General features: G+C 71.5%; 9 protein-coding genes. 7 read left to right on the top strand and 2 right to left on the bottom strand.

Annotation, left to right across the window (positions count from 1 at the left end; genetic code table 11):
• Window positions 1–222 precede the first annotated feature (222 nt).
• Window positions 223–1,179: an acyl-CoA desaturase gene (locus ACWEF2_RS13855; RefSeq protein WP_453815063.1), complete on the top strand. Its 957-nt coding sequence runs from the start codon at window positions 223–225 to the stop codon at window positions 1,177–1,179.
• A gap of 220 nt (window positions 1,180–1,399) precedes the next feature.
• Here ACWEF2_RS13855 and ACWEF2_RS13850 read toward each other — a convergent pair whose 3' ends face one another.
• The gene (locus ACWEF2_RS13850; protein WP_453815061.1) at window positions 1,400–2,056 is read right to left on the bottom strand and encodes a GntR family transcriptional regulator; all 657 of its coding nucleotides are present in this window, start codon (window positions 2,054–2,056) and stop codon (window positions 1,400–1,402) included.
• Between the two features lie 58 nt (window positions 2,057–2,114).
• Window positions 2,115–3,902, bottom strand: coding sequence for a thiamine pyrophosphate-binding protein (locus ACWEF2_RS13845; RefSeq protein ID WP_453815060.1), 1,788 nt, complete (start codon window positions 3,900–3,902; stop codon window positions 2,115–2,117).
• A gap of 115 nt (window positions 3,903–4,017) precedes the next feature.
• On the opposite strand from ACWEF2_RS13845, the gene ACWEF2_RS13840 reads away from it, so the two are divergent.
• Genes ACWEF2_RS13840 through ACWEF2_RS13815 form a run of 6 tightly spaced genes read left to right on the top strand, consistent with a single transcriptional unit; the run spans window position 4,018 to window position 12,299 of the window.
• Window positions 4,018–5,142, top strand: a complete 1,125-nt coding sequence (locus tag ACWEF2_RS13840) for an ABC transporter substrate-binding protein (protein ID WP_453815058.1) — start codon at window positions 4,018–4,020, stop codon at window positions 5,140–5,142.
• 27 nt (window positions 5,143–5,169) lie between these two features.
• A complete protein-coding gene (locus ACWEF2_RS13835; protein ID WP_453815056.1) occupies window positions 5,170–6,309 on the top strand; it encodes an ABC transporter ATP-binding protein in 1,140 nt (379 codons plus the stop codon).
• Window positions 6,299–7,204, top strand: a complete 906-nt coding sequence (locus tag ACWEF2_RS13830; protein ID WP_453815054.1) for an ABC transporter permease — start codon at window positions 6,299–6,301, stop codon at window positions 7,202–7,204. Before ACWEF2_RS13835 ends, ACWEF2_RS13830 begins: the two co-directional genes overlap by 11 nt.
• Window positions 7,205–7,242: 38 nt before the next feature.
• A complete protein-coding gene (locus ACWEF2_RS13825; protein WP_453815051.1) occupies window positions 7,243–8,058 on the top strand; it encodes an ABC transporter permease in 816 nt (271 codons plus the stop codon).
• Between the two features lie 31 nt (window positions 8,059–8,089).
• Window positions 8,090–10,135, top strand: coding sequence for a hydantoinase/oxoprolinase family protein (locus ACWEF2_RS13820; protein WP_453815049.1), 2,046 nt, complete (start codon window positions 8,090–8,092; stop codon window positions 10,133–10,135).
• Window positions 10,125–12,299: a hydantoinase B/oxoprolinase family protein gene (locus ACWEF2_RS13815; RefSeq protein ID WP_453815047.1), complete on the top strand. Its 2,175-nt coding sequence runs from the start codon at window positions 10,125–10,127 to the stop codon at window positions 12,297–12,299. The genes ACWEF2_RS13820 and ACWEF2_RS13815 overlap by 11 nt, the downstream gene beginning before the upstream one ends.
• The last annotated feature ends 27 nt before the right edge of the window (window positions 12,300–12,326 follow it).

The raw sequence follows: 12,326 nt of genomic DNA, 5'->3' as shown, positions 1-12,326 counted from the left end.
CCTTTCCACCTGAAATCGGAACGAATATAGATCGTCACATTGTGTAGCCACAATCTAGGTGCGCGATACGTCATCCCTCGATGGCTACCGTATGGATTGTTTTACTTCCTCTAAGTGATGACTCCGTCACTCGGAAGCCATAGCCGTGCCCTGGGGACGCGGCCGTTGAATGAGGAGCCGAATCGTCTTCGCCGAGTACACGACCGATCACAGGGAGGTAGCGTGACCTCGCCACCCGTTCCGCAGCCGGACTCGGGCACAGCGGAGACGGTGGCGGTCACCACCGGCCGCCGCACCGTGTACCTGGTCATCCTCGTGGTGCTCCCGGTGCTGTTGCCGGCGCTCGCCGTGCCCGCCGTCTGGGGGTGGGGCATCGGTCCGCGCGACGTGGTCATCGCGGTGGTGATGTACCTGGTCAGCATCTTCGGGATCGCCATCGGCTACCACCGGCTCTTCACCCACCGGGCCTTCAGGTGCCACAGGCCGCTGCGCATCGCGCTCATGCTGGCCGGCGGCATGGCGGTCGAGGGCCCGGTCTCGCTCTGGGCGGCCGAGCACCGCCGCCACCACAAGTACGCCGACCGCGCCGGCGACCCGCACTCTCCGTGGCGTTACGGCGACGGCGGCCTGGCGCTGCTGCGCGGCATGGCCCACGCCCACATCGGCTGGTTCTACACCGCGCGTCACCGCTCCAGCCGCCGGCACTGGGTGCCGGACCTGCTGGCCGATCCGGACGTACGGCGGTTCGACGCCGCCTACCCGGCCGTCGCGGCGCTGTCGTTCGCGCTGCCCACCGCGGTGGGCGGGCTGTGGTCGATGTCGTGGGCGGGCGCGTGGACCGCCCTCTTCTGGGGTGGCCTGGTCCGCTACGCCGTGGTGCACCATGTCACGTGGTCGGTGAACTCCATCGCGCACACCTTCGGTGAGCGCCCGTTCCGGACCAGGGACCGCTCGTCGAACGTGCGGTGGGTGGCGATGCTGACGCTCGGCGAGGGCTGGCACAACTGGCACCACGTGGAGCCGACGTGCGCCCGGCACGGGGTGCTCAAAGGCCAGCTCGACCCGAGCGCCCGGCTGATCCGCTGGTTCGAGCGGGCACACTGGGCGTACGGCGTGCACTGGCCGGCCCCCGACCGCCTGGCCGCCCGCCGCGTCGGCCGGGGCGACCCACCCGCCTGACGACCGCCGGGACGCCGGGCCCACGGTGCCGTGCTCAGGGTGCCGGGCCCACGGTGCCGGGCCCCGAGACACCAAGCCCAGGGGGCCGGGACGCCGGGAGCCATGGAGCGCCGGTCCCGCATTCCGCGCGTGACCCCGATCGACCTCGGACGACCGCCCGCAGTGCTGGACCTTGCATGGCGTCCGACCCGCGACGGTGCCGCACGCGCGGAAAACGGGGTTAGTAGAGCTTGGACAGGATCATGTGGAAGGCGTGCTGGACGTGGGTGATGGTGATCTCCTGCGCCCGGAGCTCGTCGCGCTCCCGCAACGCGGTGACGAGTTCCGCGTGCTGCTGGTCGGACGTCGCCAGATCGGCGGCGTCGTAGAGGGCCGCCACCCGGTTGTTGAAGTAGAAGAGCCTGTTGCGTTCGATCAGGTCGGTGAGGCGGGAATTGCCGGCCGCCTCGACGATCCGGCCGTGAAAGGTCGAGTTGTATCTCACCCGCTCCTCCGCGGAGTGGGTCGCGATCAAGGGCGCGTGCCGGTGGATGTCGGCGATCTCGGTGAGCTCGGCCTCGGTGGCGCGCTGGCAGGCGAGGCGGGCGGCGTAGCCCTCCTGCGCCGCCCGCACCTCGTATATCTCGCGCACCTCGTCGACGGTGTGCTCGTAGACCACCCACCGGCGGCGGCGCGACACGATCAGCCCGTCCGCCGCGAGTCGCAGCAGCGACTCGCGGACGGGGGTACGGCTGACGTCCAGCCACTCGGCCAGCTCTGTCTCGACGAGCGATTCGTTCGGCCGCAGGCGGCCGTACAGGATTTCCTCCCGAAGCCGGGTGTAGACCTCGTCGGAGGTGCGCGTAAGAATGCCTGGTCTCCCCGTGTCCGAACTCACCCGGACCATCTCCATCGTTCGTCGCCTGCCCGCGATGTGGGCAGATGAGATTATCGCGTCAGTACACCGGCCGCTGCGCATCGCCGTCCAGAGCCGCCTGCCAGGGGGCGACCGGCGGTGTCTCCGTCATCAGGTCAGAGACCGGTACGTCCAGGTAGAGCGGTGTCCGGTCGGTTTTTGCGCGGTGCAGAGCGTCCGCCAATTCGTCGAGTGAGGTGACCCGGGCCGCCGGGAGCCCGCTGGCCTGAGCGACGAGAACGGCGTCGGTCGGGCCGGGATCCACACCGAAGTATCGCTCACCCTCATACAGATGTTGCAGCATCTTGATCCAGCCGAGGCTGTAGTTGGTGAGCTGAATGAAGATGATCGGCAGGCCGAACCGGGCGACGGTCTCCAGTTCGCCGCAGGACATCGCGAAGCTTCCGTCCGCGGTGATGGACAGGATCGGCTCGCCCGGCCGGGCGAACGCCGCCCCGACCGCCGCGGGGATGGCGTACCCCATCGGGCCGTGCCCGCGCGGGACGATCACCGACCGGCCGGGCCCGTCGACGTCCCAGTACGAGGCCACGTTGGGGGTGGGGGTGCCCGGGTCGGCGATGACCAGGCAGTCGCCCATGACCTCCTTGGCGACCTGCACCACCTGGCGGGGCGACAGCCGGGGGACGCTGAGGGCACGGGTGGCCGCGTCCGGCGGGGCCGGTCGCCAGGCGGCGCGCTCGGCGGCGACCCACGCTCGTCGCTCCTCGCGGCCTTGGGCGTCGACCTCGGGCAGCGCGGCGGTGAGCTGCTCCAGGACGGTGCGCGCGTCTCCGGTCAGCCGGATGGCGTCGGGGAAGTTGCGGCCGGTGCGCTCGGCGCAGACGTCGATGGCGATGACCGTCGGGCCGGTCCGAGCCGGCCCGGTCCAGCTGTTGGTGTCGGTGGCGTTGGCCCGGGTGCCCACCAGCAGGACCGTGTCCGCCTCGCGGAGATACGCGTTGGCGTACTCGCGGGCGCCGTTGGCGCCGACGACGCCGAGCAGCCAGGGGTGCGCGTCCGACAGCGCCCCCTTGCCGTGGATGCTGGTCCCGACCGGGATGCCGCCGGCCTCGGCCAGCTCGGCCAGCGCCTGCCATGCCTGGGAGACGTGCACGCCCGAGCCGACGAGGACGGCCGGTCGGCGGGCCCGCGCCAGCGCCCGCGCCGCGGCCGCCACCGACTCCTGCTCGGCCGCCGGCCGGTCGGCAGGCAGGTCGTCGGCGGTCTCGGCCGGGAACGCCTCCGGCGCCACCCGCACCGGCTCGTCGAGCACGTTCTCAGGGAAGATCAGCGCGACCGGCGCCGGCCTGCCGGACACCGCCTGCCGCAGCGCCTCGGCCACCGCGCCCGGGATGTCGGCCGGGTCCTCCACGGTCTGGCACCACTTGGTGACCGCGGAGAACAGCTTGGTCTGGTCGATCTCGGTCAGCGCCCCGGTGCCGCGGCTGGAGACGTGGATGTCGGAGGTGATCAGCAGGACCGGCACCGAGGCGGCGAACGACTCGCCCAGGCCGCCGACGACATAGGTGGTGCCGCCGCCGCTGGAGACCTCGACCACGCCGACCCGGTTGGTCACCCGCGCATACGCGTCGGCCATCGCGGCGGCGTGCCGCTCGTCGCGGCCGAGGACGTGGCGTACGGCCCCGGTGCGGTGGTACAGGGCGTCGTACAGGCCGACCCCCGTGTCCCCGGGCACCCCGAAGATCGTGTCGACTCCGGCCCGGTTCAGGCATTCGACCAGCAGCTCGGCCGCGGTGCCGCTGAAGGGTGAGGTGCGGGGGTCCGGCGCGTCGGTGTGCGGGTCAACCATCGGCGGGGTAGTGGTCACGGCCCGTCCTTCGTCGTGGGAGAAATTCTCGACAGCTCTTGTATACCAGCTTGTATCCTCGTACGCTACCTCGCATACCGAGCTCGGAGTAGAGCGAGGTACGAGGGAGGGCACTGTGCCGGAGTTCGCCATTCAGAGTGCTGATCTGTCCCGCAGGGGCCTGCTGCGACTCGCCGGCCTGGTCGGAGCGGGCGCCGTCGGCCTGGTCACGACCGGCTGCGGCGCGTCGGGTTCCGAGGCGGGATCGAAGGACGCCACCAAGCTGACCATGTTCGTGTGGGCGGCGGGCCAGGACCGGGTGCCCAGGGACGTGATCGCCGAGCTGTTGAAGACCCACAAGGACCTGACGGTCGAGTTCATCGTGGGCACCAACGCGGAGACCTATCCGAAGCTGGTCGCCTCCGCGCAGATCGACCGCAGCCGTCCCCTGCTGAACCTGGGCTTCTTCAACCCCGACGCGTTCGCGAAGGGCGCCAAGGCCGATCTGTGGGAGCGGGTCGACGAGACCACGGTGCCCAACGTCGGAAAGGTGCTCCCGGCCTACCGGACCGCGAACGGGCTGGGCGCCTACATGGTGATGGACGCGATGGGAATCCTCTACAACACCAAGGCGCTGCCCGAGCCGCCCACGTCCTGGCACGACCTGCTCGACCCGAGATACCGGGGCAAGGTCGCCGTCTGGGACGCGCCGTCGTTCGCGCTCAACGGCCTGGCGCTGCTGGCGAAGCTGTCCGGCGGGTCCGAGGCCGACATGGGGCCGGGGCTGCGGCTGTTCGCGGAGGCCGCGCGGAAGAAGCACTTCCGCGCGCTGTACAAGTCCCTGGACGAGCAGCGCAAGATGCTCGCCTCCGGCGACATCGTGCTGACCCTCGGCTTCCAGGGTACGGCGCGGCCGTGGATCGACGCCGGTGACCCGATCGGCTTCGCCGCCCCCAAGGAGGGCGTCCTGGCCTTCCCCGAAGGCTTCCAGATCGTCAAGGGCAGCAGCCCGGCGCAGCTGACCGCGGCCCGCGCGGCGATGAACGCGATGTTCGACCCCTCCGCGGTGACCCGATACGCCGCCGGGACCGGCACGATCCCGCTCGTCCAGGGGGCCACCCTGGACCCGAAGTACGAATCGATCCCGACGTATCAGCTGTCGACCGTCGAGTCGGCGATCCAGCTCGACTGGGGCACCCTGGCCAACGCCACCGCCACATACACCGATGCCTGGAACCGCGAGGTCAAGGCCCACCTGTAAGGCATCAGCGGACCGGAGAGAGAATCCATGACCGTCGAGGAACGGCTGAACGTGACCGTCGAGGAACGACCGACCGTCTCGTGCCAGCGACTGTGCAAGCGGTTCGCCGACGTCATCGTCGTCGACCACGTCGACCTCGACATCCGCAGTGGAGAGTTCTTCTCGCTGCTGGGCCCGAGCGGCTGCGGGAAGACCACCACGCTGCGGATGCTCGCCGGGCTGGAGCAACCCAGCTCCGGCACCATCCGGCTGGGGGGCCAGGACATCACCCACGTGCCGGCGCACCGGAGGGCCACCAACCTGGTCTTCCAGCAGGGTGCGCTGTTCCCGCACCTGACGGTCGCGGAGAACGTCGAGTTCGGGCTGCGCGCCGAACGGCTGAGCCAGGCGGAGACCAGGAAGCGGGCGAACGCGATGCTCGACCTGGTCGGTCTCGCGCACCTGCGAGACCGCCGCCCCGCCCAGCTGTCGGGCGGCCAGGCACAGCGGATCGCGATCGCCCGCGCCCTGGTGAAACGCCCTCCGGTGCTGCTGCTCGACGAGCCGCTCTCCGCGCTGGACCTCAAGCTGCAGGTGCACATGCGACGGGAGTTGAAGAACCTGCAGCGCGAGCTGGGCACCACCTTCGTGTGCGTGACGCACAACCAGACCGAGGCCCTGGAGATGTCCGACCGCCTCGCGGTCATGAACGGCGGCCGCATCGAACAGGTCGGGACCGGCCCGGAGATATACCTGCGACCGGCCACCAGGTTCGTCGCCTCGTTCATCGGTGAGGCGAACTTCATCGACGGGCGGGTCCGGCCGGGCACCGGCGACCAGGTGGTCCTCGACGCCGGGGGCTTCACGGTCGAGACCGGCCGGGGCGACGTCCCGGTCGGGCCCGGCGACCAGGCGGCGGTCATGGTGCGGCCGGAGTCCATCGAGCTCCACACCGGCGAGCCGGCGGGACCGGCGGCGCCGAACCAGGCCCTCGGCACCGTCACCGACCTGCTCTACCTCGGCAACACCACGCGGTATCTGGTCGAGCTGGCCGGCGGGGTCGGCGTGACCGTGGACACCCGCCCGACGCTCCACCCGATCCAGGCCGGTACCCCGGTGACCGCGAGCTGGTCGGCGGACGCCGCGGTGCTGCTCCCCACCGAGCAGGAGTCCTCCGATGGCCACTGACCTCGACGCGCCCGGGGCCACCCCGCCCCGGGCCACCGCGCCCGGGCGGCGTGCCCGGCGGGGCCGGATCGGGACGCCGTACGCCCTGATCACACCCGCCGTGGCGTATCTGCTGCTGGTGTTCGTCACGGCGATGCTGCTCGTGGTGTCCTACAGCCTGCGGCACGAGTCCACGGCGGCACTGGTGGCCCCGGTGGACATGTCGACCTGGGCCGGATACCTGACGGACGGCTACTACTGGGGGGTTCTGGGCACCACCCTGCGCATCGCGCTGGAAGTCGTCGTCCTCACCCTGCTCGTCGCGTACCCCACCGCGTGGCTGCTGTCGCGCATGCGGCGCGGGGTGCGGTTCGCGGCGGCGGTGCTGGTGCTGTTCTCGCCGGTGCTCGTCTCCGTGGTCGTGCGCTCCTACGGATGGATCCTGCTGCTGGCCGACAATGGGCCGATCGCCGCGGTGTCGCCGGTGGACCTGCTCTACCACGAGGCGGGCGTGGTCATCGCGCTCGTCCACGTCGAGCTGCCGTTCGCGGTGTTCCCGCTCATGACGGTCATGGCCGGCCTGCCCAACCGCGTCCTTGAGGCCGCCGCCGACCTGGGCGCCGGCCCCGTCCGACGCTTCCTGCGCGTCGTGCTGCCGCTGACCCTGCCCGGTGTGGTGGCCGCCGCGCAGATCGTGTTCGCGCTCTCCATCAGCGCCTTCGCGACCCCCGCCCTGCTCGGCGGTGGCCGGGTGCAGGTGCTCTCCGAACTCATCTACGCCAACATCGCCGAGCTCAACTGGCCGCTCGCGGCCGTTCAGGCCCTGGTGCTGCTGGCCGTCTCGCTGACCGTGCTGGCCACCTTCAACGTCCTCAACCGGCGGGTCGAGGCCGGCCGGCGGGAGGGGACACGATGACATTGGGAAAGGACGCGATGAGACCGGGGAGGAACACGGTGAGAGCGGGGCGGTGGCTGGCCGGGGCGTGGTTGACCGCGGTGCTCGGGTTCGTGCTGGCACCTCTTGTGGTCGTGCTCGTCGGCTCGTTCAGCACCGCCGGTGGCCGGATCTTCCCGCCCGACGGCCTGACCCTCCGATGGTACGGCGAGGTCTTCCGGCATGAGCCGTTCCGTACCGGCCTGGTCAACTCCCTGCTCGTCGCCGGGGTGGCGACGGCACTCGCGCTGTCCGTCGGCACCGCCGCCGCGTACGCCATCGACCGGTACCGGTTCCCGGGGCGTACCGCGCTCCGTGCCCTGTTCATCGCCCCGCTGTCGGTGCCCCGGATCGTCATCGGCTTCGCGCTGTTCGTGCTCATCGTGACGCTCACCCCGCGGTTCTACGGATCCATCGCCGGTGTGGCGCTCGCCCACGGGCTCATCCTGCTGCCGTTCGTGGTCTCCATCGTCGGCGCGGCGCTCTCCGGCCTCGACCCCGCCCTGGAGGAGGCGGGCCGGGACCTCGGGTTCGGCCCGCTGGCGACCTTCCGCAGGGTGACCCTGCCGCAGTTGCGCATCGGGCTCACCACGGCCGGTGTGTTCGCCTTCGTCACCTCGTTCGACGAGGTCGACACCTCGATCTTCCTGATCCGCCCCGGACAATCCACCCTACCCATCGAAATGTTCCTGTACCTGGAGCAGTCGCAGGACCCGACCCTGGCCGCGCTGTCGGCGATCCTCATCGGATTCTCCGTGGTCGCGGTCGCGCTACTGGTCGCGGTCGCCGGCTTCGGCGGCCTGCTGCGTGCGCTCGGTACCGGCACCCGACGTTGAAAGGACTCACCATGCACCGCGAGGTATCGGCATGACCGGACATCGACTGGGCATCGACATCGGCGGAACCTTCACCGACCTGGTGCTGATGGACGAGGCCACCGGTGAACTCACCGCTCTGAAGACCCCGTCGATCCCGGCGGATCCCGCCGAGGGCATCATGGCCGGCATCCGTACCCTCGTGACGCGTCACGGCGTGGACCCGCGGCACATCACGTACTTCGCGCACGGCCAGACCTTCGCGCTGAACACGGTCCTGCAGCGCGGCGGCGCCCGTACCGGGCTGCTGGTCACCGGCGGGTTCCGCGATCTGCTGGCGATCGGGCGGCTGCGGCTGGCCGACCCCATCGACTTCTGCGCCGTCCGGCCGGACAGCCTCGTGGCGCCCGCCGACGTCCGCGAGATCGGGGAGCGGGTGCGCGCGGACGGAGTGATCGTGCGCCCGCTGGACCTCGACGAGGTGACCTCGGCGGTGGCGGACCTGGTGGCCGGCGGCGTCCAGGCCCTCGCGATCTGCTTCCTGCACTCGTACGCCCACCCGGGACACGAGCAGGCCGCCGTCCACTGGATCCGCAGCCGGTTTCCCGACCTGTACGTGTCGGCGTCCCACGAGGTCTGGCCCGAGCAGCGGGAGTACGAGCGGGCCACGGTCACGGTCCTCAACTCGTATGTGGGCGCGCGGATGGCCGGCTACTTCGAGCGGCTCAGCGCGAAGACCGCAGCCGTCGGCATCCCGGCGACACTGCGGATCACCAAGTCCAACGGCGGCATCATGACGGCGGCCTCGGCGTCCGGCGCCCCGGTCGAGACCCTGCTGTCGGGCCCGGCCTCCGGGGTCACCGGCGCCGTCGCCGCCGCCCGCCAGTCGGGGGTCGAACGGTTCATCACCCTCGACATGGGCGGCACCAGCGTCGATGTGGCGATCGTCGACGGCGCGGTGCCGTACTCCTCCGACAGCCGGCTGGAGGAGTTCCCCGTCATCATCCCGTCGGTGGAGATCTCCTCGATCGGCGCCGGCGGCGGATCGGTGGCCTGGATCGACCCCTCCGGCGTGCTGAAGATCGGGCCGCGCAGCGCCGGCTCCGACCCGGGACCGGCGTGCTACGGGCGGGGCGGCACCGAACCCACGGTCACCGACGCCTACCTGGCGGTCGGCCTGCTGGACGCGGACAGCTTCGCCGGGGGTGGGCTACACCTGGACCGGGAGGCCGCACTGGCCGCGCTCACCCGGCTCGGCGCCTCACTCGGACTGGACGCCCTCCGCGTGGCCGGCGCGATCATCGACGTGACCACGGTCAAGATGTACGCGCAGCTCATGCCCCTGCTGGCCCGGCGAGGCGCCGACCCGACCGACTTCGCGATCGTCGCGTACGGCGGTGCCGGGCCCACCCACGCGGCGCTGCTGGCCCAGGAGACCGGCATCGGCCGGGTGATGATCCCGTGGTCGCCGGGTACCCTGTGCGGCCTCGGTTCGCTCATCACCAACCTGCGCCAGGACTTCGTCCGCACCCTGGGCGTCGCCCAGGACGCGATCAGCGACGACGAGCTGGCCAAGCTGTACGACGCGATGGCCGCCCAGGCGACCGCCTGGCTGGCCGAGCAGGGCGAGCAACTCGACGCCACCGTCCTGGAACCGAGCGCGGACGTGCAGTTCGTGGGGCAGTCCTTCACCATCGCCGTACCGCTGGCCCCGGACACCCCGCCGACCGTGGCCGCGCTGCGGGAACGGTTCGTCACCGCGTACGCCGACGCCTACGGGATCCGGGACGACGAGACCCCCGTCGAGATCCGCAACCTCCGGCTCTCCATCGTCGGGCAGATCCCGAAGCCCGAGTTCGTCCCCCGTGCCCGCCGGGGAACCCCGGAGCCACCCGGCCGGCGCCAGATCATCGAACGCGGCCAACCGGCCACCGCCGACGTGTACCAGCGTGACAGCCTGCGCCCCGGCGACCGGCTCGCCGGGCCGGCGATCGTCGAGGCCCCGGACACCACGATCTATCTGCCGGCCGGGGTCACGGCCGTGGTCGATCCCACCCACAGCATCATCGCGACCGTCGGAGGTATCGATGTCCGGTAAGACGCTGCGCAGCGACCCGGTGACCCTTGAGATCCTGCGCAACCGCTTCCAGGCGGTCGTCGAGGAGATGGCGGAGAACATCACCCGCACCAGCTTCAGCGTCTTCGTCAAGCAGACGGCCGACTTCGGCACCTGCCTGGTGACGCCCGAGGGGGAGGTGTTCGCCGCGCCGACCGAGATCTCCGGCAACCTCATGATCGGGATTCCGGCGGGGCCCGCGATCGCCGCGCTCGGGCCGTACCGGCCGGGCGACGTCGGCCTGAGCAACGACCCGGACGGCACCCGCGGCCTGGTGACCCACCTGCCCGACCTCTGGATGTGGCGACCGCTCTACGTCGGCGACGAACTGGTCGCCTTCGCGTTCGGCTTCGTGCACTCCTCCGACGTGGGCGGCTCGGTGCCGGGCAGCATCTCCTGGACCAACGCCGACGTCTACGCCGAGGGGCTGCGGGTGCCGCCGGCCAAGCTGTACGACGCGGGTGTGCTCAACCAGCCGCTGCTGGACACGATCCTGGCCAACTGCCGCATCCCCGAGCAGAACTGGGGTGACCTTAAGGCCCTGCTGTCCGCTTTTCACACGGCGCAGCGCCGGCTCGACGAGGTCGCCGACCGGTACGGCCTGCCGGCGGTCCGCGCGGCGACCGAGGACCTGCTCGACCAGGCGGAGCGGCGGGCCGGGGACATCGTGGAACGGCTGCCGGACGGCGAGTACCGCTTCGTGGACTATGTCGAGGGCACCTCCGACGACGTGCCGCCGACCCGGATCAGCTGCACCATGCGCATCCAGGACCGCCAGGTGACGCTGGACTTCGCCGGCACCAGCCCGCGCACGGACGAGGCGATCAACCTGCCCACCTGGGGGCAGGCGGGGCATTACATGGTCGTCCTCGCCCTGGTCAACTATTTCTGCACGATCGACCGCGGTATACCGTACAACTCGGGCCTCGTCCGGCCGATCGAGCTGGATCTGCCCGAGGGCAGCGTGGTCAACCCCGGCCCCACCGCGGCGTGCGGGGTCCGGGCCACCGTCTTCTTCCGGATCATGGACTGCGTGCTGGGCTGCCTCGCCCAGGCGCTGCCCGGCCAGATCCCGGCCGCGAGCTCCGGTGCCGTGGCGATCGTTCTCGTGTCGTCGGCCGATCCGGCCACCGGCCAGACCCGGGTGTCCGTGGCCCAGCCGCTGACCGGCGGCTCCGGCGGCCGGCCCGCCATCGACGGCATCGACGGCACCAGCTACACCGGCGGCTGGCTCCGCAACGTCCCGAACGAGGTGCTGGAACACGAGGCACCGCTCCTCGTCGAGCAGTACCGCTACCGCCCGGACTCCGGCGGCGCCGGCCGATGGCGCGGCGGGGCGGGCATCCGCCTGACCCTGCGGGCGCTGTCCGACGCCACCGTGTTCGCGGTCCGTGGCATGGAACGCATGCGGTTCCAGCCGTGGGGCCTCGACGGCGGGCGGGCCGGTGCGCCGGCCCGCGCGATCCGCAACCCCGGTACCTCGACCGAACAGGACCTCGGCCGGATCAACGTGCTCCGTCTCGACGCCGGGGAGGTCCTCGACGTCGAGACGGCGGGCGGCGGCGGCCTCGGCAACCCGTACACCCGGCCGCCGGCCGACGTGCTGGCCGACATCGTGGCCGGCCTGCTGTCGCCGGCGGTGGCCGAACGCGACTACGGCGTCGTGGTCCACAACGGCGTGGTGGACGAGGTGTCCACCGCCGCCCGGCGGCGCGGCGCCGTCTCGACCGGCATCGATCTGGGCCCCGCACGGCTGGAGTACGAGCGTCGCTGGCCGCAGCCGGTCCAGGACCGGCTCGTCGAGGCCGTCGCCCCGGTGCGGGCACCGAACCGCGGCCGGGTGTATCGGGCCATCGCCGCGGCGGCCGACGCCGCCTCCCGCCACGCCCCGGTGACCGGCGCGGACGCCGCGACCACGACGACGACCAACACCGATACCGACACCGTCGCGGTTACCGGCGCCGACACCACGACCGTCGCGGGAGGCGGCGCCGACGTCAAGGCCACCGTGGTGACCGAGGCCGACGTGGCGACCGCGGCGGCGGCGCAGCTCACACGATCCACCGGCACCGGCACCGGGTCGCGGCCGGCCGCACCGGCGACCGCAGGCGCCGACACCCCCCGCGACACGGACGCCGACCGCTGAGCGGCGTCATCCGACCGATCCACGTCT

The organism is Streptosporangium sp. NPDC004631 (genome assembly GCF_053601935.1).
Note: the sequence above shows the minus strand (reverse complement) of the source record. Positions and strands in the feature narration are given on the sequence as shown.